General features: G+C 55.9%; 23 protein-coding genes and 1 pseudogene. 15 read left to right on the top strand and 9 right to left on the bottom strand.

Annotated features, from left to right (window positions below; genetic code table 11):
• The first annotated feature begins 95 nt into the window (after positions 1-95).
• From P6287_RS21225 to P6287_RS21210, 4 genes are read left to right on the top strand one after another with little or no spacing between them, the layout of a single operon-like run.
• Positions 96-998 carry a metal ABC transporter substrate-binding protein gene (locus tag P6287_RS21225; protein ID WP_101761433.1) on the top strand — a complete coding sequence of 301 codons (903 nt, stop codon included), beginning with the start codon at positions 96-98 and terminating at the stop codon, positions 996-998.
• Positions 995-1,801 (top strand): manganese/iron ABC transporter ATP-binding protein, encoded by an 807-nt coding sequence (locus tag P6287_RS21220; RefSeq protein ID WP_192234966.1) that lies wholly within the window; start codon positions 995-997, stop codon positions 1,799-1,801. The genes P6287_RS21225 and P6287_RS21220 overlap by 4 nt, the downstream gene beginning before the upstream one ends.
• On the top strand, positions 1,785-2,648 hold the full coding sequence (gene sitC, locus P6287_RS21215; protein ID WP_101761431.1) for an iron/manganese ABC transporter permease subunit SitC: 864 nt from the start codon (positions 1,785-1,787) through the stop codon (positions 2,646-2,648). Before P6287_RS21220 ends, sitC begins: the two co-directional genes overlap by 17 nt.
• Positions 2,641-3,477 carry a metal ABC transporter permease gene (locus tag P6287_RS21210; RefSeq protein WP_277975324.1) on the top strand — a complete coding sequence of 279 codons (837 nt, stop codon included), beginning with the start codon at positions 2,641-2,643 and terminating at the stop codon, positions 3,475-3,477. The genes sitC and P6287_RS21210 overlap by 8 nt, the downstream gene beginning before the upstream one ends.
• Positions 3,478-3,616: 139 nt before the next feature.
• Here P6287_RS21210 and P6287_RS21205 read toward each other — a convergent pair whose 3' ends face one another.
• Positions 3,617-9,592 carry an autotransporter outer membrane beta-barrel domain-containing protein gene (locus P6287_RS21205; protein ID WP_277975323.1) on the bottom strand — a complete coding sequence of 1,992 codons (5,976 nt, stop codon included), beginning with the start codon at positions 9,590-9,592 and terminating at the stop codon, positions 3,617-3,619.
• Between the two features lie 484 nt (positions 9,593-10,076).
• On the opposite strand from P6287_RS21205, the gene P6287_RS21200 reads away from it, so the two are divergent.
• Positions 10,077-10,406, top strand: coding sequence for a DUF2000 domain-containing protein (locus P6287_RS21200; RefSeq protein ID WP_277975322.1), 330 nt, complete (start codon positions 10,077-10,079; stop codon positions 10,404-10,406).
• Here P6287_RS21200 and P6287_RS21195 read toward each other — a convergent pair.
• Positions 10,403-10,896 (bottom strand): annotated as a pseudogene (locus P6287_RS21195) (AraC family transcriptional regulator); the annotation flags it as partial. The gene P6287_RS21200 and the pseudogene P6287_RS21195 overlap by 4 nt on opposite strands.
• On the opposite strand from P6287_RS21195, the gene P6287_RS21190 reads away from it, so the two are divergent.
• Positions 10,895-11,035 (top strand): hypothetical protein, encoded by a 141-nt coding sequence (locus P6287_RS21190; protein WP_225608253.1) that lies wholly within the window; start codon positions 10,895-10,897, stop codon positions 11,033-11,035. The pseudogene P6287_RS21195 and the gene P6287_RS21190 overlap by 2 nt on opposite strands.
• A gap of 33 nt (positions 11,036-11,068) precedes the next feature.
• On the opposite strand, the gene P6287_RS21185 is transcribed toward P6287_RS21190, so the two are convergent.
• On the bottom strand, positions 11,069-11,671 hold the full coding sequence (locus P6287_RS21185; protein WP_277975321.1) for a helix-turn-helix domain-containing protein: 603 nt from the start codon (positions 11,669-11,671) through the stop codon (positions 11,069-11,071).
• A 43-nt stretch (positions 11,672-11,714) separates the two neighbouring features.
• Here P6287_RS21185 and P6287_RS21180 point away from each other — a divergent pair, with 43 nt between their 5' ends.
• Together P6287_RS21180 and P6287_RS21175 are read left to right on the top strand one after the other, a co-directional pair.
• Positions 11,715-12,410 carry a B3/4 domain-containing protein gene (locus P6287_RS21180; protein WP_277975320.1) on the top strand — a complete coding sequence of 232 codons (696 nt, stop codon included), beginning with the start codon at positions 11,715-11,717 and terminating at the stop codon, positions 12,408-12,410.
• A gap of 43 nt (positions 12,411-12,453) precedes the next feature.
• Entirely contained in the window at positions 12,454-12,915 is a 462-nt protein-coding gene (locus tag P6287_RS21175; protein WP_277975319.1) for a GNAT family N-acetyltransferase, read from the top strand.
• Here the strand turns inward: P6287_RS21175 and P6287_RS21170 are convergent.
• Together P6287_RS21170 and P6287_RS21165 are read right to left on the bottom strand one after the other, a co-directional pair.
• Positions 12,912-13,334 carry an NUDIX hydrolase gene (locus P6287_RS21170; RefSeq protein WP_277975318.1) on the bottom strand — a complete coding sequence of 141 codons (423 nt, stop codon included), beginning with the start codon at positions 13,332-13,334 and terminating at the stop codon, positions 12,912-12,914. The two genes, P6287_RS21175 and P6287_RS21170, sit on opposite strands and share 4 nt — an antisense overlap.
• An 87-nt stretch (positions 13,335-13,421) precedes the next feature.
• Positions 13,422-14,570, bottom strand: a complete 1,149-nt coding sequence (locus tag P6287_RS21165) for an MFS transporter (RefSeq protein WP_277975317.1) — start codon at positions 14,568-14,570, stop codon at positions 13,422-13,424.
• Positions 14,571-14,773: 203 nt separating this feature from the next.
• On the opposite strand from P6287_RS21165, the gene P6287_RS21160 reads away from it, so the two are divergent.
• Together P6287_RS21160 and cybB are read left to right on the top strand one after the other, a co-directional pair.
• Positions 14,774-15,268 carry a MarR family transcriptional regulator gene (locus P6287_RS21160; protein WP_277975316.1) on the top strand — a complete coding sequence of 165 codons (495 nt, stop codon included), beginning with the start codon at positions 14,774-14,776 and terminating at the stop codon, positions 15,266-15,268.
• A gap of 91 nt (positions 15,269-15,359) precedes the next feature.
• Positions 15,360-15,914, top strand: coding sequence for a cytochrome b561 (cybB, locus tag P6287_RS21155; RefSeq protein ID WP_277975315.1), 555 nt, complete (start codon positions 15,360-15,362; stop codon positions 15,912-15,914).
• Here the strand turns inward: cybB and P6287_RS21150 are convergent.
• Complete coding sequence (locus P6287_RS21150; protein WP_277975314.1) at positions 15,898-16,251, bottom strand: MmcQ/YjbR family DNA-binding protein; 354 nt, start codon at positions 16,249-16,251, stop codon at positions 15,898-15,900. The genes cybB and P6287_RS21150 overlap by 17 nt on opposite strands.
• Positions 16,252-16,375: 124 nt before the next feature.
• Between P6287_RS21150 and P6287_RS21145 the strand changes: the two genes are divergently transcribed.
• Positions 16,376-17,491, top strand: a complete 1,116-nt coding sequence (locus tag P6287_RS21145; RefSeq protein ID WP_277975341.1) for a metallophosphoesterase — start codon at positions 16,376-16,378, stop codon at positions 17,489-17,491.
• Positions 17,492-17,496: 5 nt separating this feature from the next.
• On the opposite strand, the gene P6287_RS21140 is transcribed toward P6287_RS21145, so the two are convergent.
• Positions 17,497-18,120 carry a TetR/AcrR family transcriptional regulator gene (locus P6287_RS21140; protein WP_101761774.1) on the bottom strand — a complete coding sequence of 208 codons (624 nt, stop codon included), beginning with the start codon at positions 18,118-18,120 and terminating at the stop codon, positions 17,497-17,499.
• A gap of 137 nt (positions 18,121-18,257) precedes the next feature.
• Between P6287_RS21140 and P6287_RS21135 the strand changes: the two genes are divergently transcribed.
• Entirely contained in the window at positions 18,258-19,481 is a 1,224-nt protein-coding gene (locus tag P6287_RS21135; protein ID WP_277975313.1) for an MFS transporter, read from the top strand.
• Here P6287_RS21135 and P6287_RS21130 read toward each other — a convergent pair.
• Entirely contained in the window at positions 19,453-20,094 is a 642-nt protein-coding gene (locus P6287_RS21130; protein ID WP_277975312.1) for an HD domain-containing protein, read from the bottom strand. The genes P6287_RS21135 and P6287_RS21130 overlap by 29 nt on opposite strands.
• Positions 20,095-20,207: 113 nt before the next feature.
• Here P6287_RS21130 and P6287_RS21125 point away from each other — a divergent pair, with 113 nt between their 5' ends.
• Complete coding sequence (locus P6287_RS21125) at positions 20,208-21,173, top strand: helix-turn-helix domain-containing protein (protein ID WP_101761415.1); 966 nt, start codon at positions 20,208-20,210, stop codon at positions 21,171-21,173.
• An 80-nt stretch (positions 21,174-21,253) separates the two neighbouring features.
• On the opposite strand, the gene P6287_RS21120 is transcribed toward P6287_RS21125, so the two are convergent.
• Entirely contained in the window at positions 21,254-22,090 is an 837-nt protein-coding gene (locus P6287_RS21120; protein ID WP_222233999.1) for an alpha/beta hydrolase, read from the bottom strand.
• 108 nt (positions 22,091-22,198) lie between these two features.
• On the opposite strand from P6287_RS21120, the gene P6287_RS21115 reads away from it, so the two are divergent.
• Positions 22,199-23,197, top strand: coding sequence for a GlxA family transcriptional regulator (locus P6287_RS21115; protein WP_277975311.1), 999 nt, complete (start codon positions 22,199-22,201; stop codon positions 23,195-23,197).
• Positions 23,198-23,276: 79 nt separating this feature from the next.
• A complete protein-coding gene (locus tag P6287_RS21110) occupies positions 23,277-24,494 on the top strand; it encodes an MFS transporter (RefSeq protein ID WP_101761412.1) in 1,218 nt (405 codons plus the stop codon).

Here is a 24,494-nt window from a genome sequence, read left to right as displayed (position 1 = left end):
TTTTGTCTTTACACTGGCGTTGTGAACAAAAATGACTCATATAGATAGCATCAGCTATATATTATAGCATTGGCTATATTACTCTGGAGATGATCATGTTCACTCAACGCCTTTTGCCTGCGATTGCCGTCCTGTTGTCACTCAGCGCATTTACCGCGTCAGCGGCTGAAAAACTCAAAGTGGTCACCACCTTTACGGTGATCGCCGATATGGCGAAAAACGTCGCGGGCGATGCGGCGGATGTGACGTCGATTACCAAAACCGGCGCAGAAATCCACGAATACCAACCCACGCCAGGCGATATTCGTCGCGCGCAGGGTGCCAATCTGATTTTGGTAAACGGCTTTAATCTGGAACTGTGGTTCAGCCGGTTTTACCAGCGTCTTAACGATGTACCGCAGGTCACCGTAACGCAAGGCATTGAGCCGATGGGCATTACTGAAGGTCCGTACAACGGTAAACCCAATCCGCATGCATGGATGTCGCCGGATAACGCGCTGATCTACGTCGATAACATCCGCAACGCGCTGCAGAAATACGATCCCGCCAATGCCGCAATTTATCAGGCCAACGCTGAGCGTTACAAAGCGCAGATTCAGCAAACCATCGCGCCGATGCGTGCCGCTGTCGACAAGCTTCCCGCCGATAAACGCTGGCTGGTGACCAGTGAAGGTGCCTTCTCTTATCTGGCGCGCGATTTCGGTCTGAAAGAGCTCTATTTATGGCCGATTAACGCCGATCAGCAAGGCACCCCGCAGCAGGTGCGTAAGGTGATCGATGCGGTGCGCGATCATCAAATTCCTGCCATCTTTAGTGAAAGCACCATCTCTGCCAAACCCGCTCAGCAAGTGGCGCGTGAAGCCGGCATTCATTACGGTGGCGTGTTGTACGTCGATTCGCTGAGCAACAGCGATGGCCCGGTGCCGACCTATCTGGATCTGCTGCGCGTCACCACCGAAACCGTGGTGAAAGGCATCACAGAAGGAAGTCAGAAATGAACCCAGCCGCAGGATTAATCGTCGAGAATGTGGGTGTTACCTACCGCAACGGCCACACGGCGCTGCGTAAAGCCTCTTTCAGCGTGCCCGCAGGCAGCATTACCGCGTTGATTGGCGTTAACGGCTCCGGCAAATCCACACTGTTCAAAGCGATCATGGGATTTGTGCCGCTCTCCTCGGGCGCGGTAACGCTAGCGGGTTTACCGGCCAATAAGGCCCTCAAACACAACATCGTTTCCTATGTTCCGCAGTCCGAGGAAGTGGACTGGAGCTTCCCGGTGCTGGTGGAAGATGTGGTGATGATGGGCCGTTACGGCTATATGGGCATGCTGCGTATTCCGCGTGCCGCCGATAAACTCAGCGTTGATCAAGCGCTGGAGCGCGTGGGCATGAGCGCTTATCGCCACCGTCAGATTGGCGAGCTGTCGGGGGGGCAGAAAAAACGCGTTTTTCTGGCACGCGCGCTGGCACAAAGTGGTCAGATTATCCTGCTGGATGAGCCGTTTACCGGCGTGGACGTCAAAACCGAAGCCGCGATCATCGCCCTGCTAAAAGAGCTGCGCGACGAAGGCCGCACCATGCTGGTTTCCACTCACGATCTCAACGCCATCCCTGATTTCTGCGATCGCTGCGTGCTGGTAAAAAATACCGTGCTGGCGAGCGGCCTGCTGCATGACACCTTCACCGCCGATAATCTGGCGCAGACCTTTGATGGCGCGCTGCATGAGCGTAACGCGGTGTTAATGCAGCTGATGAAAGACAAAAATCCTGACCGGGGAGCGAACCATGTCGTGGATTATTGAACCGTTTGGCTATCAATACATGCTGAATGCGATGTGGATCGCAGCGCTGGTCGGCGCGATTTGCGCCTTTCTCTCCTGCTTCCTGATGCTGAAAGGCTGGTCACTGATCGGTGATGCGCTGTCGCACTCAATTGTGCCCGGCGTGGCGGGCGCGTACATGCTCGGACTGCCCTTTTCCCTCGGCGCGTTTCTCTCCGGCGGGCTGGCGGCGGGCAGCATGCTGTTTCTCAATCAGCGCACACGCTTAAAAGAAGATGCCATTATCGGCCTGATCTTCTCGTCGTTTTTCGGCATCGGCCTGTTTCTGGTTTCACTCAATCCCACGTCGGTGAATATTCAAACCATCGTGCTGGGCAATATTTTGTCGGTCGCGCCCGCCGATATCTGGCAGCTCGGTGCGATTGGCTTTATCACCCTGACCATTCTGCTGCTGAAGTGGAAAGACCTGATGGTGACCTTCTTCGACGAGAGCCACGCGCGCTCGCTCGGTTTGAATACGCTGCGACTGAAGATCCTGTTCTTTGCCCTGCTCTCGGCGTCCACCGTCGCCGCGCTGCAAACCGTCGGTGCCTTTATGGTGATTTGTCTGGTGGTGACGCCCGGCGCCACCGCCTATCTGTTGACCGATCGTTTTCCGCGCCTGTTGCTGATCGCCGTGACCATCGGCAGCGTCACCAGTTTCCTCGGCGCATGGAGCAGCTACTTCCTCGATGGCGCGACCGGCGGCGTGATTGTGGTCGCGCAAACGCTGGTCTTTTTAGTGGCCTTTGTCTTCGCGCCAAAACATGGCGTGCTGGCTTCGCGACGCCGTGCGCGTCAGACCATGGAGGACGGCGTAAATGGCTGAATTATTGTTGAGTCCGTTCCAGTTCGAATTTATGAACATGGCGCTGATCACCACCTTGGTACTGTCGCTGCCGTGCGCGATGCTGTCGGCGTTTCTGGTGCTGAAAGGTTGGTCATTGCTCGGTGATGCGATGAGCCACGCGGTATTTCCTGGCGTGGTGATCGCCTGGCTGATTGGTTTGCCGTACGCCATCGGCGCGTTTGTCGCAGGCATGGTGTGCGCCGTCGCTACCGGCTACATCAGTGAGAACAGCCGCATCAAACCCGATACGGTAATGGGCATCGTCTTCTCCGGCATGTTTGGCGCCGGTTTGGTGCTGTATCTGAAATTGCAGCCCGAAGTGCATCTCGACCACATCTTGTTCGGCGATATGTTGGGCATCAGCCTGGCGGATATTATCCAGACATCGGCTATCGCGCTGATTGTTAGCCTGTTGATTGGCATCAAATGGCGAGATTTACTGCTGCACGCGTTCGATCCCAATCAGGCGCGCGCCTGCGGCATCAACGGCAAACTGATGCATTACGGCTTGTTGTGTTTAATCTCGTTAACCATCGTCGCTGCGCTGAAATCGGTGGGCGTGATTTTGTCAATTTCCATGCTGATCGCGCCTGGCGCTATCGCTTTACTGCTGGCACGTCGTTTCGTGCAGGTGATGTTGCTGGCGATTGGCATTGCGGTGGTGACAGGTTTCAGCGGCGTGTACGCCTCGTTCTTCCTCGACAGCGCGCCGGGCCCAACCATTGTGGTGATCTACGCGGCGCTGTTCGTGCTGGCGTTTTTGTATGTCACGGTAAGAGATCGGCGCACGCAGCAAGTGCACGGCTAATGATTTTGGTCCCCAGGCATTAAGTCGCCTCTAACCCCTCATCCTTGAGGGATTGAAAACAACTTATCTTGACGCACACCAGCATAAGGCGTATCGCGCATGCTGAAGAGTTCAGCATGCGCGATGGACAGGCTGAATTTTAAAACGACCACCTCACGCCCGCGTTATAGCGCCAGCCTTTGGCGCCGTTGCCGTCGATCTCTTTGCGGTAATCGGCTTCGGCATACAGCGCAACGTCGTTATTCAGCGTGGCGCTGCCGCCTAAACCAACGTCCCACATCTGACCAAACTTGCCACTTTCGAAGATTTGACTGCCTTCAGTATCCGCCGCACCGATTTTGGTTTTCGCGGTGCCGCCCCAGCCTTTGTAGTAATTGGCGCGAACGTACGGCGTGTAGGCGTTCTGGCTGGTATCCAGCCAGGTGCGATCGAGGCGTGCGCCGAGTCGGCCGATGGTTTGATCGTAATCGTTGTACGACACGCGCGTGCGATCCTGATCGGTGAAGCTGTCCATCTTCATCTGCAGCCAGGTGATTTGCGCCTGCGGTTCGAGGCGCACGCCGTTGGCGAAGGTGAACGGATAGCCCGATTCCACCGACGCCGTCCAGCCTTTGCCTTTCGGTGTTGCCACCTCTTTCTGCCGGGCGATGTCGGTTTCACCGCGATACCAACCCCAACTCAGCGAGCCATCGAGGTAGAATCCGCTGTCGCGCAGCCAGGTGCCGTACAGAGAAATGCTGTCGCTGTCGAAACTGGTGGAGCTGTAACCGTCGTATGCGTGAGGACGAATGCGCGTGTTACCACGCGTGTAGGCCACGCCGCCGCGCAAGCTGTCTTGTGGGCCGTCGGCGCGCAGTACGTTGCCGCCCAGCTGTACCGCGCTGTAATCCAGGTCGAAGTCGTAGCCATAATCGGCCAAACCGCGATTGCTTTGATATTTCAGGTTGGAGCCGAGATAGCGGATAAACATCTCGCCGCCCACGGCATCGGACGCGGTTTGCTGCTGACGCAGTTCGCCGAGACGTTTATGCAGATCGTCGGTCACCGCCAGCGAGTAATACGCCAAACCCACCGGCGCGGAGATGTAGGACGGCACCTGCGGCGTAACAGCCAGCCGCACGGCACGCTGATTGCTGCCCGCTTGTGGCTGGCACAGCGAACCGTCTTCACAGACAAAGGTGTTAGCGAGTCGATAATCCCACGCACCGGATGCTGAACTGCCCGGCGCGAAGCTGGCCAAACCATATTGCCACGGCCCGGACGCCACATAGCCGCTCTTGAGCGCAAAACTGGTTGCGCTGGCGCTGCCGGTTACCTGCGCCAGCGACACACCTTCGCTGGCGGCAATCACGCCATCGCGATTGCTATCCAGCTGCGGGCCGCCGATCAGCGTATCGTCGATCAAGGTGGTGCCCGACACATTGCCGTTTACGCGCAGGTTGTCGCTCTGCGTGGCGGAGGAGTTGAGTTTCAGGCTGCCGCCCGCCGATGCCAGTTGGCCATCAATGGTTAAAACATTCGCCGCCGCGTTGCCGCCGTTAGTGAGATCCAGCGTACCGGCGTTATTTACCACCAGCGAATCATCGGTCGCGCCTTGCAGCAGCGGATTGACGTTATCACCGGCAAACAGCGTACTGCCGGCGTCGATATTGATGGTGCTGTGCGCTAGCTTGATGTTGTCGGTTAGCGTCCACTGGGTGGCGAAGAAGTTGAGCGTGCTCCAGCCCGCGCCGAGGTTGGTGCCTTTGCTGACATCATCGCGGGTAAACGAGCCGCCGCGCGCCGTCAGTTCGCTGAGATTGAGCGTGCTGCCAGCGCCGTTTTCGGTGGTGATGTGACGGGTATCGGCCAGGCTGACTCTCTGCACCGTTGCCTGATTCGCCGCACCATTGCCCATCGTCAGGCTGCCGTTCAGCGTGCCGCCAGTCACCACCAGTTCATCGTTGCCGCTGCCGGTATTCACATCGCCGACCACCGCACCATCGAGCAGCGCGATCACATCATTGCCTGCGCCTCCGGCTACGACGACCTGATCCGGGAACGGCGCGGAGATGGTGCCCTGGTTGATAAATACCGTATCGCCACCGCGCAGATCGATCAGCGGAGAGACGCGGCTGAGTGAGGCAATCGAACCCTGATTGATCACCTGGCTGGCGGTGCTGGTGACGATCGCCGAACCGCCGTTGAAATCGCGAATGCCAATTGAGCCCTGCGAAATCACTTTGCCGCTGGTGTTAGCGCGAACGCCGGTACCTTGGCCGGAAACCAGAATGGCGTAATCCTTGCCGATCACAAGATCGTTGCTGGTGGTTGAGCCATCGGCGTTTTCGAAGCGATAACCGGTAGCGCCGCCGCTGACGTTAATCAACGCGCGACCATTGGGATCGAACGAGGTCGCCGAACGCACGCCGTTGCCGCCGCTCACATCGAGCATCACGTTATCCAGCGAGATATTGCTGGTTTCCGCGCGGTTGTTGATTACGCTGCCGCTGCCATAAGCGCCGAGGATGATGTCGTTGGCTTCAAAGCCCTGCGCGCCATGATCCAGCAACAAGCCATCGGCTTTGCCCATCGCATAAATATTGCTCGCGCCCTGCCCGTCGCCGTAGATTTTCAGCCAGCCGCCGTTGCCAACGCGTAACGCTGCGGTGCCCTCATCAACGCGCAGGGAACTGTCCACCGGTACGTATTGACCGTAGCCGCTGCTGACGTCCACACCGATGCCCGACGCGATACGCATGCTGCCACGGTTAATGAAGTTACCGCCGTCATGCACGCGCGCGCCTGTGCTGTTTGGTCCGGTGAGATCGACGACGCCTTGATACTGATTAAACAACCGTGCGCCACCGCTCACATCAAAAGCGGTGCTATTGCTGCCGTTACCGGTGATTCGCGAGGCGGCGTAGATTTCCGACTCATCGCCGCCGACCACCGCCGCGGTGCCGTTTTCGCCATTCAGGGCAATGCCGCTGGTGATCACGCCCTCGGCGCTGCCGCTGACGCGCATCACGGTGGCATTTTTGCCGGTCACGGTGTAATTGTCGGTGCGGGAAACCATCGCGTCGTATCCGCTCACCTCCATGCCAGTGCTGTTTTCCCCGCTGAGCGTTACATTGCCTGGCGTTTCGGCATACAGCCACGCGCCGTTGACAATCTCGTATAGCCTTGAGTTTTCAGTGCTGACATCAACGCTGCCGCCGTGGCTGATCAAACGCGTGCCGGGATCCGCTGCGCGAAAACCGTATTGGTTCCTGTCGTGGAACACCACGCGATTGCCATCACCTAAATCAAGTAGTCCACCGGCAAACACCGCGCCCGCCAGCGCGTTTGAGCCAAACAAATTGATGGTGCCGTTTTGATAGAAGCGCGCCAGCTCATGATAGGAGATCAATCCTCTGCTGGGTGAGAAACTCTCGGCATCCACGTTATACACATTGAGCAAGCCGATATTGATAACTTCAGTCGGCGTTACGCCATCGGTGTATTCGGGATTGCCATACGCATACAGACCGGTGCTGCTGCGCGTCACGGTGACATCGCCACGGTTGAAGGCAAAGGCACCATTCTGCGCATAAATACCGTTGGTGCTCTGACCGCCTAAGGTAATGTCGCCGGTATTGATCAACTGGGCGTGATTCATGACAACCAGCGCCTGTTGATTATCAGCAACGCCGCTGAGCGCCGCATGGTTGACCAGCAGCGTATCGGGATTGAACTGGGTTTGCGGATTGATCGGGTCGCCTGTCAGGGTGAATTTATTGCCATCCGCCACCGCGCCGGTCGCGCCGTTGCTGAGCAGCCTGATGCGGGTCGCCGCATCAATGGTGGCGTGCGCGCCATCACTGATCTCAATAGCACGCGCGTAATTGCCGGCAACGTTGAATGTCGCGCCATTGGTGTTGACGTCGGTGAACTCACCGCTGCCGTACACGCCCGTGGCGAAGGAGTTGGTCATGGAAAGCGTGCGGCCGGTGCCGTCAAAATCTGCCCCATCTGCAACGCGGAAAATATTGCCGTACGGCACGGTGGTGCTGTAGCTGCCGTTGGCGGGCAAGTTGATTTTGGCGTTGGGGCCAAGGGTGTAAAAACTGATATGCCGTGCGGTATACACGTTGGGATCAGGCACGGATAGCGGCACCGCATTAGCGCTGACATCAACCACAGCAAGCCCTTCTGCACGAATACCAATATTCGAGTTTCCGCCGAGCCGGATCGGTCCGGTCAGTTTCGCGTAAGCTGTGCCGCCAGGATCGCCCTTCACCCCTACCGCCGTGTTAAAGGAATTAACAAACCGATCGCCATCGCCAGGCACGTTGATCGCGCCGCTGGAAAATGCCACGGAGTCATTGCCATCGCGCGCGATGACTTTTAGGCCAGTGCTGTTGTAGCCGTTGACATTGATGGTGCCGATATTGCCAACCTTGCCAAGGCTGCCGGAATCGAGCACCAACATGCCAACGTTCTCGGCGGGTTGAACTTGCGCCTTGCCGTTAACGTCGATGACGCCATTGTTCAGCGTGACCGCGTGAGGCGCGAGTTCCACCTTCATCCCTGCCGCGTTTTGCACTTTGGATCCAATCACGATGTGGCCATTATTCACGGCTTTGGAATCAAGGAATTGATAGATACCGCTGGCGCCGCCACTTAGATTGACGGCGACATCGTCGGTGGGATCATTTTTGCGATTTTGCGGCGTGCGCCCGATGTAGATGGTGCCGTCTTTGGCGTTAACGAAACCGCCTTTGCCATCGCTGCTCAGCAATACGCCCGCCGCCGTGCCGCCGCTGCTGACATCGCTTACGCCAACGTTGATGTTGCCGTGGTTCACCACTTTGCTGTTGTAGGCATTGATGCCGGTACTGAAGCCCGCGCCAGGTTGCAGGTTGATCACGCCACGATTGATAAACCGACTTTCATAACTGACGTCAACCGCGCTACCGCCCGCGCCAACCGTGCTGCTATCGACGCCTTTGCCATTGGCGTTATTAAGAAAACCGGCGTTGATGACGCCGTTGTTGAAGCCGCGCGCGCCGCTAAGCAACTCGAGGCCAGAACCGGTGCTGGCGAGTTTGCCATCGACTATCGCCTTCGCCCCGTTGCTGGCACGCATCACCGCGCTGTTGCTGTTCACCACTTCCAGCGTTTTGCCGCGATTGATTTTCACTGTTGCCTTCGGACCATCGGCGCTAAGCACCACCTGATCGAATATCGGTAGCGCCACTTCATCATCGAAGTTGTTGGTGCTCATGCGATACACCACGCGTCCTTCGCGCAGCGCGTAGGCCTTATTGAATTCTGTGTTGTAACTTTCGGTGCTGAGGTTGGCGTTGGAGAGCTGATCGATCAGCCAGTCGTTGTAATTGCGCAGTTCATTGAGATTAGTGACGTTGAACGTGTTAGTGCCGCCATCCAGTGTATTGACGGTGAATACACCCGCGTATTCCACCACGTTGCCGACATCGTAAGCCAGGCGATCGCCACCGTACGGCGTGGTGCCGGCGGTGAAGGCGATACGGTTATTGGAATTCCAGTTCAAATTGCCTTTTTTGCTGGCGGTAAATAACTGGCTTTGCTTAGCCGCCATCGACCAGCTATTACTGGAGGACGTCGCCGCCGCGTTATGCTTGCCAATATCGATATTCAGCGTGCCATTACTGACGGAAGCGACACGCGCGTTGATATATTGTTTGTCGTTTACATCAAAATAATCTGGCACGACGGTATCCAGACCTACAGCAGGTAAATCAACCAGTTCTGCAGTATTAAATACCTGATAGGTGGTGTAGGTATTTTCTTCGTAATTGGGGATGCCAATAGCGTAATTCTGCGCACCGATTTGCAGCCGCGCCGCGCCAATCACGTTGTCATTGATAATTCGCCCAATATTGCGCAACTCACCAATCGTTACGCTGCCCGTACCGTTTTCACCCGGCGCGAACTGCGGCAATCCGCTCAGCGTTTGCGTGCTGCCATTACATAAACAGTAAGCACCAACCTTATTGTCATTAATTTCAGGCGTATAAGGCTTTAATATCGCTGCCGTTGTCGGCAACACAGGGAACATCACGCCTTGCGCAGCCACAAGGCTTAGTAACACCGGATTTAATTTAAACACAATGTTTTCCTCAACAGAGAAAAGACAATACGCGCACGGATTATTACCGTTGCGCTTTAGGTTTGTTTAAGTAATCGAATTATTTTGTTTCAGCTTTTTAATGTTTGAAATCGGGTGAAATGAGTATCTACGCTTTAGCTGGCAAGCGTCCAGTTTGAGTTAAGGATTTGTGAGGTGGGAGAAAGGATTTAGGAATTAAGCCAGGGTGATTTTATAATTACCCGGATCTAATAGTCGTAAAGATGATGATATTGAAACATCAAGTAAACTATATAGGATTTAATAAAACTCTCATGAATTCATTGTGATTTATTCGAATCTTTTATTCAGCCAAAGGCCAGGCCGCTAATCCCTTTAATTCCTGCAGTACAAACATACTCTGCATCTCCAACTGCGCGATAAATCGCGCCGCTACAAAATGTGCGGAATTTATACTCCAGCGATCGCTTACTTTTGCATTCCCACTCAAGGTGAAATACTCAACATGGATTTCGACGCAAACACCCATCGCTGCACCATCTTGATTGATCAGCAACTGCCCGCCGGATTGGCAATGAACGCTGCCAGCATTATCGGCATTAGTTTTGGCGAATTACCAGGAAATTTGGTGGGGCCGAATCAGCAAATCCAGGATGGCGTTGATTATCCCGGCGTCATCTACGCGCCGCTAGCGCAATCCTGCAAAACGTACGAAGAGTATGGCGATCGTATTGCTGACGCGCACAGCGATCAGATTGAGTTGGTGGCGATCGGTTTGATCGGTCCAAAGAAAAAAATTACCCTTTTAACCGGCAATTTGAAGCCGTATCGCTAAACATCCTCTTCGGCGGCGAACCACGCAGGCGGCTGGCCGACATAGCGACTGAATGCCACGCTGAAGGCGCTGGCGGAGCGATAGCCAACGCGCTCTGCCACTTCGGCTACCGCCATGCTTTTACCGCGCAGCAGATTTTTCGCCAGCGCCACGCGCCACGTCAGCAGGTAGACCATCGGCGCCACGCCAACCGCTTCGCGGAAACGCACAAAGAAAGAGGAACGTGACAGCGCGGCGGTTTTCGCCAGTTCGGCCACCGTCCAGCTGTGCGCAGGGTTTGCATGGATGGCGCGGATTGCCGCCGCCAGCCGTTCGTCAGCTAACCGCTCATCACGCCCGGACACGCATTGCAGATCGGCATTGATCGCAGCGCTTCGATTAACAGCAGCTCTAGCAAGCGTTCCAGTACCACATGACGCGCCGGACGCTGTGCGCGGCACTCATCCATCACTAACTGCACAAGCGTGGTCAGGCGCGATTCGCCGCGCATGGAGAACACGCAGCTTGAGCCGTATCAGCCGCTGTTAGATGGCGTTTTCAGCACGATGCAGCAGCCACAACCCACCACCAAGGCGCTGGATGTGGCGGAAGCGGTGTGGCGTGCGGCGACCGATGCGCATTCCAGCTGACGAAGATGCGGTGGCGCTGGCGAACGAAGTGGGTTAACCGTGAATTTCGGCGACTGCCATGGTGAAAACCAGCGGCAGTTCGCCGAGGTTCGCATAACTGTGCGGTGCGGCGGTTTTCGCCACCGCTGAACTGCCGCGCGGCACCTGCAACCGCTGTTCATCAACCGTCAACGTAAGTTCACCTTGCTCGACATGCAGCAGTTCGTAAGTGCGCTGCGGATGGCCCGGCGAGGCGAACTGTTCGCCGGGGAACATCTCCCAACGCCATAGCTCGATCATATCCGGGCCTTGCGTGCCCGCCAGCAAACGCGCCGTACCGCCCTTGTCCCCTTGCCAAAGTATTGGAATGTCCTCTTCAGCAACCAGATGCGCCAGCGGATCGGCGGTGACATTCACAATATCGGCCACCGATATTCCTAGCGCTGCCGCCACTTTGCACAAAATGGCGATGCTGGGATTCGCGCTGCGTTTTTCAATCTCAACTAACATGCCTTTACTGACGCCCGCGCGGCGCGAGAGCTCATCCAGCGACAGTTTTTGCTGTTGGCGGAAACTTTTGATGCTGGCTGAAACGGCGGCGCTGACATAGTCGATATCAGAACCTGCTTCGGTCAATTTATTGACTTTTGTTTTCATCGGTCACTATCATGGAATAAATTAGTCATTACATGATTATGTTATGTTCGCCTTAAGCCCGTCAATCGATCCTTCCGTTTCTGCCTTAGCGCCTGACTTTACCGCGCTCAGCATTTTAGTTCAGGCTGCGCCAGTGTTGCGTCCGCAAGTTGGTAAAGAAGCCCTCGTACAAGCTTGTCGCGATATGCTGCAGGATGATTTTCCGTGGGCTGAAGCACATCTGACGCAATGGACGGAAATGTTCAAACATTTTGGTGCCAAACCGAAACGTACGCCCTGTTCGGCAGATGCCTTGCGCAAGCGCGTGCAGCGCGACGGATCAATGGCAGCCATCGATCCAATCGTGGATCTCTACAATGCGGTGAGCATTCGTTTCGCCATTCCGGTTGGTGGTGAGAATGTGGCCGCTTACGTGGGCAACCCGCGGCTGACGCGCGCCGATGGCAGCGAACTCTTTGATGTCTATAAAGAAGGCGTCTTGAGCCATGAATTTCCCGAACCTGGCGAAGTGGTGTGGCGGGATGACGCAGGCGTAACCTGTCGTCGCTGGAACTGGCGACAAGGTGTGCGCACGCGTCTCAGTATTGAGCAAACGCAGATGTGGTTTGTGCTGGAGCGATTACCGGCGATGCAACTCGAAGCATTGCAACATGCGGGCGATATGCTGGAGCAAGGTATTCAGCAGATGATGCCCGGCGCTATTATCGAACGCAGTATACTTGGCAATATCAATCACTAATCGCTATGTTGTCACTCTCGCCTGCCACCTTTTAGGAATCGGAATGCACATCAGCCTGCTGGCACAACAGCCACAGTTTTTGGATGCGGTGACGCAAATGCTGCATCAAGAATGGTCAGATTTCCCCAACTGGCGCGATGCGGCAGTGATTGAGCAGCGATTACAGGCGCGCAATGCCGCCGAGGCCAAAACGCTGACGCTGGTGGCCACCACAAGCGATGGCGAATTGATGGCGACCGCCAGCATTATCCATTACGAACTGCACGATATCGCCGAGCGCGAGTTTTGGCTCGGCGAAGTCATTACTGCCGCAACACACCGTGGAAAAGGGTTGGCGAGTGGCCTGGTGACGCGCTTAATTACCGAAGCGCGTCAGCGTGGGATCACCGCGTTGTGGCTGTATACGCCGGATCAACAAGCGCTCTATCGCCGCTTCGGCTGGCAGGATGTAGAGCAGCGCGTGATTGCTGATGAAGATGTTACGGTGATGAAGCTGGTGCTCTAAGTGGATTTTGCCAACGCCTGTAACGCCGCCAATCCATCGCGTGCTATCCATGTGCGCAGCGGCGCAAACAGCGGTTGCGGCAGATTCTCTGGTGCGAACCATTGCCAGCCGTGGCACTTTTCAGGCTCCATCAGTTGTGGTTCATCGATTGCGTCCTGCGCCACCATCAGTAGCGTAATGTAGTGCTTGTTGACCTCGGGAAACACATCGCTAACGAACGCGCCGTTTTGCAGTTTACCAAGCTGTAAGCCAGTTTCTTCCAGCACTTCGCGACGCGCGCAGGCTTCCGGCGATTCGCCAAACTCCAGATGCCCGCCCGGCGCAGACCAGTCGCCCGCGCCGTGGCTGCCTTTGCGTTGCCCTAATAACAGTTTTCCATCGCGGAAAACTAAAACGCCGATTCCCACTTGTGGCGACATGGTTGCTCCTTGGTTTGCAGGCTGTCATAAATGACGAACCTGCGTGAAAAAATTGTCCCACGTTTTATCACATTGATTGCCGCACGATTATCGCTGCGTTTTAAACCGCAGCGCCATCACCATCAGCAACACAATGCCCACGCTCATGATTATCCACGCACTATCGAGCGAGGCGGCGCGGTCACGCACGATGCCAGCGACCAGCGGCATCAACGCCGCCAGCAAATAACCGCCGCCCTGCACGAAGGACAGCAATGCGCCCGCTTCTTCCGGCGTGTGCGCATGATCAAGCGTGACGATCAGCGAGAGCGGGAACAGCGCGCCAATGCCTAATCCGAGCAGCAATGTAGGCAGCCACGCCTGCGCCCCGCCAAGCCACAGCAGACTGATCAAGCCCAGCAGAATCAAAGTTAACACCACCAGCAACGGACGGCGACGATTGCGGAAGCGATGGATCAACGCCGACAGCACAAAACCCGCGGCAACTTCCGTCAGCGTGAGCGCGCCCAGCACATAGCCACTTTGTTCAGGTTGCCAGCCGTGCTGCATGTAAAATGGCGGCAGCCACGCCAGCACCAACGTGTACGCGCCGGTGCCAATGCCAAAGAAGATCATCAACAACCAGGCACGCGGTGAGCGTGCAGTGCGTGGAGCCTGGCTGCTTTGCATTGGCGTTACGCCGCGTGAAAACGTCAACCACAGCAACAGCGCGATGATTGCGGGGACAACAGGAATTGCCAGCGTTAACGCTAAACCTTGCGATTTCGCCAATGGTGCGGCGCTGGCGGCAGCAATCGCTGCGCCCGCCATAATCCCGGTGGTGAACAGCGCCATCAGCGTGCCTGCTTTTGCACCAAAGTGACGTTTGATCTGCGCTGGCATTAAGGCCTGAATCAATCCGATACCGCAACCCGCCACCAGCGCGCTGGTAATCAACGCTGTGGCAGATTGGTCGAACCCACGCGCGACGCTCGCCAGCGCCAGCAACAGCAATCCGGCAACGATACCGCGCACTTCGCCAAGCCGGCGCAACAGCAGCGGCCCGGCCAGCGCCGCCAATCCCATCATGATGACCGGCAACGTGGTCAGCAGGCTAAGCTGCGTGGCGCTGAGCTGTGCATCACGCTGCAGTAATGGAAACAGCGGACCCATCGCCGCCATAATCGGCCGCAAATTCAGTGCGATAACAAAAACCAGTAAGGCAAACATCCCAACCGCAGGTAAAATACGATTCACTTTGCATCTCCATGCTCATTAAAAGTATCTTAACGTTAAGATACTTTTCGCAGCAGCAACAGCCCATGCGCACAAAGCAACAAATGGGATGAGATGACGAATATTAATCACCGCACAATCCGTAGCGGCGCAATTTATTGCGCGATGAATCGCGCCACTACGGATTGTGCAAACAGGCAACAACAGCATCTGGAGAAATCATTTTGACCGATCACGTCGATTTTGTAGTTGAACAGTGGGCCAGCGCGATGCCGGAGCTGGATGCATCGTCGATGGCGGTATTTGGTCGCATGCTGCGTATCATGAAACATCTGGCGAAAACGCGCGCTGAAGCGCTGGCACCGTTTGGATTTCGCGATGGCGAATTTGATGTGCTGGCGACGCTGCGGCGCGCGGGTGCGCCCTATCGCTTATCGCCGACCCAGCTGTATAAATCATTGCTGGTGACATCGGGCGCGATGACCAATCGCCTCAATCGGCTGGAAGAAGTGGGGTCGATTGTGCGCGTTGCCGATCCCGACGATAAGCGCAGCATGCTGGTAGCGCTAACTGAAGAAGGATTAGCGAAGATCGAGCAAGCCCTGCTGGTACACACGCAAACGCAAAATAGCCTGCTGAAAACGCTGGATGCAGCGCAGCAAGCGCAGCTGAAAACCTTGCTGAGTCAATTGTTGGCGGCAACAGAAGCGGAAAGGTAAAAACGCTGTTGCTGATGTGTCAAATAATGAATTCATTCAGCGCATTTTCCATTAAAGTAACCGTCCCGCCAGGCCTTTTTACGGATTAAAAATGAGCAATAAATACGCCCCATCGCAGATTTTTCTTCACTGGTTGACCTTCCTGTTGGTCGTCACTGCGTATTGCACCATGGAATTTCGTGGACTGGCGACGCGCGGTTCGTGGCAAGGCTTTGCCATGATTATTGGTCACTTCAGCGCAGGAAGTTGTGTGCTGGTGATTATGCTGTCACGCATCCTGCTGCGTTTTCGCCATCGCAGCCCGGCGATTTTGCCTAGGCCGCCGCACTGGCAAACCGGCCTGGCGCATCTGATGCATCTGGCGATCTATGTGTTTTTCATTGTCTTACCCACGCTGGGCATTTTGTCGCGCTTTTATATGGGCCGCACCTGGTGGATTTTTGGCATTCCGATGCCGGTGAGTGGCAATCCGGATCCGGATTTCGCCGACATGATTGCGGACTGGCATGAAACCCTCGCGCCTTACGGTTACTGGCTGATCGGCATCCACGCCGTTGCCGCGCTGGCGCACCATTATCTGTTTAAAGACAATACGTTAATGCGCATGATGCCTGCGCGCCGCTCGCGCGCTAAAACGTCAGACTGAAGCTGTCATCCAGCAGCGCCAGAATCTCGCTATCCGGCAAGCCGTTCTCCAGCGTGATGCTCAGCCAATGCTCTTTGTTCATGTGGTAAGCCGGATAAACGCCGGGCAACTGGCGCAATGATCCAATCAGTTCAGGCCGCGCTTTGATGTTCATCACATCAATTACCGGCCTATCCGGTAAACCGAGTTTGTGACTCTCCAGCGGGAACACCAGCGCAAACCATTTGCGGTGCCGCGGATGACGCAGCACCGCATATTCACTGTGCTTTTTCCACGGATAATCGGGTTCTACCTGATAGTGCTGAATGATGTAGTCGAACAGCTGCTGGCGTTGCATGCATCCTCCGTGGTGTATTGCGCCTAAAAAAGTACGTGCGAAGCCATGATAGTAATCAGTTACGTCTACACTGCGTATAGATTTCTTGCGCTAAATCAGCGCTCTTAGACCAGGGAAGTGAATGATGTTCCATCTGATTTTCAGCATACCCAGCTGGTATGTGATCGCCCGATTTTTGTTCCCGTTAGCCATGCCCTTGCTGTTAAAAATCATCCTTTCTCTGCTGGTGTTGCTGGCTTCGCAATATCTGCTGGTGAGCCGTTTTACCTCTGGCAGCATGTTTTCGCCGGAAATGCCGCGCGCCATCGTCATCCTGTTCAACTGGGGTTTCAGCGCCGTTTTATTCCTCGCGCTGACGCAGTTTGTGATTGATATAGTGGCGCTGGTTTCACTGTTGTTCCGCCATCCGTTCGAAATCGTGCCCGCGGTGCGTTATGTGGCGGCGGCGTTTGCCTTGATTCTTGCCACGGTTGGCGTTTATCAGGCTATCCGCGTTCCGCCCATCAAAGATGTGACCATTGAGATCGACAACCTTCCGCGCGAATTCGAAGGCTATCAACTGTTGCAGTTAACGGACATGCACATCACCAAACTTTTTAATGAGAAATGGACGCGCGCGCTGGTGCAAAAAGCCATGACGCTGGACGTTGACTTGATTCTGGTCACCGGCGATGTGATTGACGGCACGCTGCAGAACCGTCGTGCGGACGTCGAACCGCTGCGCGGATTACACGCGCGCGATGGCGTTTTCGCCATCACCGGCAATCACGAATATTTCTTTGAGCAGGAGCGCTGGACCGCACATCTGGCGTCGCTAGGTCTGGAGCCGTTACTCAATCGCCATACGGTGATTAAGCGCGATAACGCCGAGCTGGTGATCGCCGGCATGCCGGATACGTCAGCAGCACGACGTGGCGCAGTTGGCCCCAATTTGGAACTGGCGCTGGCCGGTGCGCCGGAAGACGCTCCGGTGATCTTGCTCGACCACCAGCCGCGCAACGCCCGGCAAAACGCACTGAAAAACATCGATTTGCAGCTGTCCGGCCACACGCACGGCGGCCTGATTGTTGGCTTCGATCGCCTGTTTGCCAAACCCAACGCGGGTTTCGTGTCGGGTTTGTATCAGGTCGACGGCATGCAACTCTACGTCAACAACGGCACCGCGCTGTGGCCTGGCATGGCGGTGCGTTTGGGCCGCCCCTCAGAGTTGACCCGCATTACGCTGCAGCGCAAACCCTAACGCACTTAAGATTGTGGGAGTGCCCGCGAGGCATCCCACAATCTCATCATCTGTGCGATTCCGCGCTCAACTTCGTGGAGAGGAACGTCATCGCGCGCTAGCGTTGAGATCCCCAGCATAAAACTGTTGAAGCTGACCGCCAGCGAAAGCGTCTCCTCCTCATCCCGCAACTCACCGCTGCCGATCCCTCTTTCAACGCAATGCTTTATCCCTTCACGGGTGCGCATGCGCGATGCTTCAAGCGGTTTAAGCACGTGGCGATTTTCCTCAGAACAGGAAGACATCACGCTTAGCGCAACCATGCATCCACGCGGATGCGCAGGATCGTACTGCATTCTGGCGGAGTTGAGCAGCGCGGTTTCCAGCGCCTGCCGAGCGGGCACGCGGGTATCCCACAAAGCTTCCGTGACCTGAGCATGGGTTTGCAAATAACAGTTCACGGCTTCAGCAAAGAGTGCCTCTTTCGATCCAAACGCGGCATAAAAGCTTGGCGCGGTGATGCCTTTGCCTATCGAGGCTTTGAGCTGCGCCAGCGAGGTTGATTCATAGCCGTTTTCCCAGAAAAGGTGCATCGCTTTGATCACCGCTTCATCCCGGTCAAATTGTCTTGGTCTGCCTGTTCTCATCATCACATCCTCCGCCATTTATACTAATCGATACAGAATTCATTGACAACGCACAGCTTGCCTCCGCAATATAAATACCGATCGATACATATATCCATGGCGCTTCGCTGCGCTGTCGCAAATCAAGAGCAGGCTAAATAATGAATTCAACGTTTAAGCACGAAGAAGCCCAACGGCTGCCACTCCCGGCGCTTTTGGCGCTCGCAATGGCAGGTTTTATCTGCATCCTGACTGAAACCATACCCGCCGGATTGCTGCCACAAATCAGTCAGGGGCTTAATATTTCCCCCTCGCTGGCCGGTCAATGGGTTACCGCCTATGCAGCCGGTTCGCTACTGGCCGCGATTCCGCTCACATTGCTGACCCGAAGCTGGTCGCGCCGGGTTGTGCTGCTGAGCACCGTGTGTGGATTTCTGCTGTTTAACACTCTTACCGCCGTCTCTTCTGACGTTGTCATCACCTTAATAGCGCGATTTTTTGCGGGTGCGTCAGCCGGTTTGGCGTGGAGTCTGATTGCGGGCTATGCGCGAAGAATGGTGGTTCCATCGCTGCAGGGACGCGCATTGGCGCTCGCTATGGTGGGCACGCCAATCGCTCTTTCACTCGGTGTTCCGGCAGGCACATGGATGGGTTCGTTGCTGGGATGGCGTCTGACATTTGCCGCCATGTCGGGTCTCTCTCTCATTCTTATCGGCTGGATTCTGCTGGCCGTGCCGAACTATCCCGGCCAATCTGCCACGCAAAAAATGCCGCTCGGCGCAGTGTTACGCCTCCCCGGCGTAGGTGCCGTGCTGGGTGTGGTGCTGACCTGGATGCTGGCGCATAACATTCTCTACACCTACATTGCACCGTTCATTGCTTCAGCCGGTCTGGCAGATCGCGTGGATGTGGTGCTGCTGATCTTTGGTATGGCGGCATTGGGGGGAATATTCATCACCGGTAAGATCATTGATACGCAACTGCGCAAAGCGGTGCTGCTGTCACTCTCCATCTTTGCTGCGGTGTCGGTGATTTTTGGTCTGAGTACGCCAACACCCGCCGTGATCTATGCGGGCATAGCCGTTTGGGGACTCACCTTCGGCGGTGCCGCGACGCTGCTGCAAACGGCTCTGGCAGATGCCGCCGGCGAATATGCCGATGTCGCGCTCTCCATGAATGTCGTCACCTGGAACAGCGCTATCGCCCTCGGCGGTTTGACCGGCGGAATGTTGCTGGAACATGTCGGCTCCCAATCTTTTCCGTGGGCGATTCTGCTATTGCTGTTGGTCGCGTTGGGAATTGCGCTGCGTGCTAAGCAGGGTTTCCCGGCTGCGAACAGCCGGGCGAAAACCTCACTCAGCCCGGCCAGCGAGACTGACGGATAACGCGACAGAAATTGAGCGGTGAGAAATCCGGCTCTTTATCCTTAATCACATCACCTTTTACATTGCCAAAGGTGGTATCCGGTTTATGCCGGATGCCATCGTAAAAGGCCTGAATGATCGCCTCCTTGAACGCCGCCGGGCGCGGATAGTTCGCCGTCACGGCGACAATCTCCTCTTCCGCGAACTTTTCATAACCGATGCCCAGCACGTCCATCTCCACGCCAACGGTAACCAGCGCTATTTCTGGTGCCATAAACTCCGGGATTCCCGGCGTGGTGTGCAGTGCAATCGCGGTCCACACTTTGTCGATATCGCTGCTGGCGATGCCGTAGCCCTGCAAAAATGCCCGCGCGGCATTGGCGCTATCTACTTCAAAACGCTTATCGCAGCTGCAGTGTTCGTGCGTCAGGCCGATGTCATGGAACATGCAGCCGATATACAGCAGCTCGCGATCGACGTTAACTCCACGCTGCTGCCCCGCTAGCGCGCCCCAGTAAAAGACGCGGCTGGAGTGGTTAAACAGCAACTCTGATTCGGTATCGCGCACAAACTCTGTCGCTTCACGGGCCATTTTGCTGTCCGGGATGCGGATGCCGGTAATGTTCACGCTCATTTTTTCTCTCCTGTTGGTTGTCTTTTTCAACCATAGAGCGCAGGCTAAAAGTCTTAAAGCACCCAATACAGACGATTAAAGACATTGTGATGTTTTGCGACATGAGGAAATGAATGCGTCATGAAATAGCGATTCTGGCGGTGCCGGGCGTGCAGTTACTCGACGTTTCCGGCCCGCTGGATGTGTTTGCCGAAGCCAACCGTCTGCTGCAGCGCCAGATTTACACGCCACGCATTATCGCGGTTGAGGGCGGTGAGATTCACGCATCATCCGGCGTGCGGCTGAGCGCCGATATGCAGCTGGCTGAAACGCAGAACTATGCGCCGCACACCTTTCTGATCGCCGGCGCGCCGGGCATAGAAAATTTTGCTGCCGATGACAACCTGCTGCATGCGCTGAGCGGTTTATGCCAGCGCAGCCAGCGTTTCGGCTCGGTGTGCAGCGGCGCGTTGCTGCTGGCGCGCACCGGATTGCTGGCCGGAAAACGCGTCACCACGCACTGGGAAAGCGCCGCTTTGCTGGCTTCACGCTATCCGGAGATCACCGTAGATGCCGATGCGTTGTGCGTTGCAGATGGGCGAGTGCGTACCGCCGCGGGGGTCACGTCTGGGCTGGATCTGGCGCTGCGCCTGGTGGAAGAGGATCTTGGGCGTGAAGTCGCGATTGAGATTGCCGCGCATTTGGTGATGTTTTTCCGTCGTCCGGTCAATCAGACGCATTTTATGCGCAGCGACAGCGCGTCGTTGAGCGGCCGTTCGGCGTTGCAGGAGTTACAGCGTTGGGTGATTTCGCATCTGGCGGAAGTTAAAACCGTGGTGATGATGGCCGAACATATGGCGATCAGTGAAAGGCATCTGACGCGATTGTTCCGCAATGAATTGGGGATGACGCCGGGACAATGGCTGGAGCGCGAGCGCGTGGCGAAAGCAAAACAGCTGCTGGAACAAAAATCGCTGCCCGCTAAAACGCTGGCATTGCAGTGCGGATTTTCCGGCGCTGACGTGATGCGGCGGGCGTTCAGCCGGGTGACAGGCATTACACCCGCCGCTTACCGCAAAATGACGGAAAATAACGAATAAAATAAAAATATTGAATATTTCGTAGCTGCGCGATTTATCGCGCAAATAATTGCGCCGCTACGATTCGTGAACTCGGTAATTTACGCTTTCGCAAACGCCAACAAATCAGGATTAATCTGCTCAGGATGCGTCGCGAACATACCGTGCGACAAGCCTGGGTAGGTTTTCAGCGTGCCCTGTTTCAGCAGCTTAATCGCCTTATGCGCCGAATCATTAATCGGCACCACCTGATCGTCTTCCCCGTGCAGCACCAATACCGGCACCGTGATCGCTTTTAAATCTTCGGTAAAATCGGTTTCCGAGAACGCAGCGATACAGTCGTACTGCGCCTTAGCGCCGCCCGCCATGCCCTGACGCCACCAGTTATCGATCAAACCCTGGCTCACTTTCGCACCCGGACGGTTAAAGCCGTAGAACGGCCCCGCTGGCACATCGATAAAGAACTGCGCGCGGTTAGCGGTTAGCGCCGAGCGGAAACCGTCAAACACTTCTTTTGGCAAACCTTCAGGATTGGCGGCGGTTTGCAACATGATTGGTGGCACGGCGCCCATCAACACTGCTTTCGCCACGCGACCTTTTTCGGCATGCGCCACATAACGCGCCACTTCGCCGCCACCGGTAGAGTGACCGATATGGATGGCGTTGCGCAGGTCAAGCGCTTTGGCCAGTTCTGCCACGTCAGCGGCGTAAGTGGTCATATCGTTGCCGCTAGCGGTTTGGTCGGAACGTCCGTGGCCGCGACGGTCGTGGGCGATAACGCGATAACCTTGTGCCAGGAAGAACAACATTTGGTTATCCCAGTCATCGGCGCTTAACGGCCAGCCGTGATGAAACACTACCGGTTGGGCGTTTTTTGGGCCCCAGTCTTTGTAAAAGATTTTGGTGCCGTCTTGGGTGGTGATGATGCCGTTGCTCATGAGTAAGTCCTCTGTATGTGATTGTCTGCGTTCGATGGGCTTATTGTTATGGAAAGCGGCAGCGGCTAATATTGTCAAATATGACACATTAAGGGCCGTAACTGACAAATGATTAAAACTGACGAAAGCAGCGTTGTCGCGGAGATTGGCTTGGTGATCTATCCCGATTGCCAACTCGCGGCGATATATGGCTTAACCGATATGTTCAGGATTGCTGCGGAGTGGGCCGAGAATATATCGGGTGAAGAGCGCAAGCGGACGATTCGTGTCTCACATTGGCAGATTGATGCGCACAGCGATCACATGGTTTGCGTCTGGGATAGCCATCCCGATACAGCACATCGCCTGAGCCACGTGATTGCGCCGCCAAGTCTGGTGGTGCCAGCGAAAATGGTGCCCATGAAGGTGCCCGCCGACTGGATGAGTGAGCTTTATGACGCAGGCGTAACGCTCTGTTCGGTGTGCGCCGGTGCCTTTGTGCTGGCCGAAACCGGACTGATCGATCATCGTCGTGCCACTACACACTGGGCCTTTGCACAGACGCTGTCGGAGCGTTTTCCTGCGGTAGACGTCGCGGTGGAAAATATGGTGATTGACGATGGCGACATTATTACCGCCGGTGGGATTTTGGCGTGGACCGATTTGGGTTTAACGCTGATCGAAAAAGTGCTCGGCACCGGCACCATGCTGGCGACCTCACGCTTTTTACTGATCGACCCGCCGCGACGCGAGCAAAGCACCTATTCGGCATTTATCCCCAATTTCGATCACGGCGATAGCCAGATTCTGCGCGCGCAGCATCATCTTCATGCCCATGTTGCCGAGCATCACAGCATTGAGAGCATGTCGGCGCTGGCAAGCATGACGCCACGTACTTTTCTGCGCCATTTCCAGAAAGCGACCGGCCTGCGGCCAACGGATTATTTGCAGCAGGTACGCATTATGAAAGCGCGCGATGCGCTAGAGCTGAGTAATCGTTCGGTCGATCAGATCGCCTGGGAGATCGGCTACAGCGACCCTTCCGCTTTCCGCAAAATTTTCCGCAAACTCACCGGCGTCACGCCCGGCCAGTATCGGCAGCGGTTTGGTACCCGGCAACATAATTAACGCCCATCACAGCAGGAAAATTGCCGTTTTCCTGCCATGATTACGTTCGTCCCGTTCCGATTACTTGCTAAGGATTCCTATGCCACTGCGTTCGCTTCAGGCTCTGTGTCTGGTTAACTTTTTTATGGCTGACGTACGAGATGGTCTTGGGCCTTTTCTCGGCATATTTCTGACAGAACGCCACTGGAATGCAGGAGATATTGGCTGGGTGATGACCGCCGGTGGCCTTGCAGGTCTGGTTGCCACCCTGCCGGCGGGTTTAGCCACAGACGCTACTCGCCATAAACGATCGTTGCTGCTCATCGGTTCACTCCTGATCACCCTATCCACCTTGCTGCTGTGGTATTTCCATCAGGGATGGATCGTGGTTTTATCGCAGATTGTGACTGGCCTTTCCGCCGCGCTCATCGCGCCGATGTTGACGGGTATTACCCTTGGCCTGGCCGGTCCGCAAGGATTCAGCCATCAAATGGGGAGAAATGAAGCCTTCAACCACGGCGGAAATATGACAGCCGCCATTATTGCGGGTGCTTCAGTGTGGTTGTGGGGCACGGGTGCGGTGTTTGTACTCATGACGACGATGGCGCTGTGCGCAGGTGCAGCCGTGCTGGCTATTCGCCATAACGACATCGATAACCTTGCCGCGCGCGGGCTTTCTGGCAGCGAATCGGCCAGCAACGTCCCGCGTCTTTATCAGATTGCCCGTAATCCTGCCGTCATTATTACGGGAGTTACGCTGTTACTCTTCCATCTTGGCAATGCCGCGCTGTTACCTATGCTGAGCCTGCGGGTGGCGGCAGCGCACAACGCAGCCATCAGCCCCGGACTTTATGCTGCCGCCACGGTGGTTATTTCACAATGTGTGATGATTCCCATGGCGCTGTATGCTGCACGTCACGCACCGCGTTTTGGCTACCCCGTGCTGATCACGGCGGCGCTGCTGGTGCTGCCATTACGTGCGTTGATTGCCTCCGCTTTTGACGGCGCTTATTTCATGATTCCGGTACAGATTCTGGATGGCGTAGCGGCGGGTCTGCTGGGCGTGGCGGTGCCGGGTTATATCGTGAAGGTGCTTGAGGGCAGCGGACATACCAATGCCGGTCAGGGTTTTATCATGCTCATGCAGGGCGTCGGCGCGGCAATGAGTCCCGCGTTGGCGGGAAACATTGCCGCAGCCTATTCCTATCGCAGTGCGTTTGCCGTGCTAGGCGCAATCGCCCTGGCGGCGCTGATCACCTGGTGGATAGGCAGCCGTTATTCAGAGAAAAACGGCGTGCCACGCTCAGCGCGTTCTTAG

It is taken from the genome of Pantoea sp. X85, assembly GCF_029623675.1.
Taxonomy (GTDB): domain Bacteria; phylum Pseudomonadota; class Gammaproteobacteria; order Enterobacterales; family Enterobacteriaceae; genus Pantoea; species Pantoea leporis.
This window is presented reverse-complemented; position numbering and strand designations above follow the sequence as displayed.

Excerpts from the sequence above, each read along its gene's own strand:
- P6287_RS21220 (WP_192234966.1), top strand. The coding sequence starts at position 995 with ATGAACCCAGCCGCAGGATTAATCGTCGAGAATGTGGGTGTTACCTAC.
- P6287_RS21225 (WP_101761433.1), top strand. The coding sequence starts at position 96 with ATGTTCACTCAACGCCTTTTGCCTGCGATTGCCGTCCTGTTGTCACTC.
- P6287_RS21190 (WP_225608253.1), top strand. The coding sequence starts at position 10,895 with ATGGAGAACACGCAGCTTGAGCCGTATCAGCCGCTGTTAGATGGCGTT.
- P6287_RS21110 (WP_101761412.1), top strand. The coding sequence starts at position 23,277 with ATGCCACTGCGTTCGCTTCAGGCTCTGTGTCTGGTTAACTTTTTTATG.
- P6287_RS21120 (WP_222233999.1), bottom strand. The coding sequence starts at position 22,090 with ATGAGCAACGGCATCATCACCACCCAAGACGGCACCAAAATCTTTTAC.
- P6287_RS21130 (WP_277975312.1), bottom strand. The coding sequence starts at position 20,094 with ATGAGCGTGAACATTACCGGCATCCGCATCCCGGACAGCAAAATGGCC.
- cybB (WP_277975315.1), top strand. The coding sequence starts at position 15,360 with ATGAGCAATAAATACGCCCCATCGCAGATTTTTCTTCACTGGTTGACC.
- P6287_RS21185 (WP_277975321.1), bottom strand. The coding sequence starts at position 11,671 with ATGAAAACAAAAGTCAATAAATTGACCGAAGCAGGTTCTGATATCGAC.
- P6287_RS21200 (WP_277975322.1), top strand. The coding sequence starts at position 10,077 with ATGGATTTCGACGCAAACACCCATCGCTGCACCATCTTGATTGATCAG.
- P6287_RS21115 (WP_277975311.1), top strand. The coding sequence starts at position 22,199 with ATGATTAAAACTGACGAAAGCAGCGTTGTCGCGGAGATTGGCTTGGTG.
- P6287_RS21175 (WP_277975319.1), top strand. The coding sequence starts at position 12,454 with ATGCACATCAGCCTGCTGGCACAACAGCCACAGTTTTTGGATGCGGTG.
- P6287_RS21140 (WP_101761774.1), bottom strand. The coding sequence starts at position 18,120 with ATGATGAGAACAGGCAGACCAAGACAATTTGACCGGGATGAAGCGGTG.
- P6287_RS21210 (WP_277975324.1), top strand. The coding sequence starts at position 2,641 with ATGGCTGAATTATTGTTGAGTCCGTTCCAGTTCGAATTTATGAACATG.
- P6287_RS21170 (WP_277975318.1), bottom strand. The coding sequence starts at position 13,334 with ATGTCGCCACAAGTGGGAATCGGCGTTTTAGTTTTCCGCGATGGAAAA.
- P6287_RS21145 (WP_277975341.1), top strand. The coding sequence starts at position 16,376 with ATGTTCCATCTGATTTTCAGCATACCCAGCTGGTATGTGATCGCCCGA.
- P6287_RS21180 (WP_277975320.1), top strand. The coding sequence starts at position 11,715 with ATGTTCGCCTTAAGCCCGTCAATCGATCCTTCCGTTTCTGCCTTAGCG.
- P6287_RS21135 (WP_277975313.1), top strand. The coding sequence starts at position 18,258 with ATGAATTCAACGTTTAAGCACGAAGAAGCCCAACGGCTGCCACTCCCG.
- P6287_RS21125 (WP_101761415.1), top strand. The coding sequence starts at position 20,208 with ATGCGTCATGAAATAGCGATTCTGGCGGTGCCGGGCGTGCAGTTACTC.
- P6287_RS21150 (WP_277975314.1), bottom strand. The coding sequence starts at position 16,251 with ATGCAACGCCAGCAGCTGTTCGACTACATCATTCAGCACTATCAGGTA.
- sitC (WP_101761431.1), top strand. The coding sequence starts at position 1,785 with ATGTCGTGGATTATTGAACCGTTTGGCTATCAATACATGCTGAATGCG.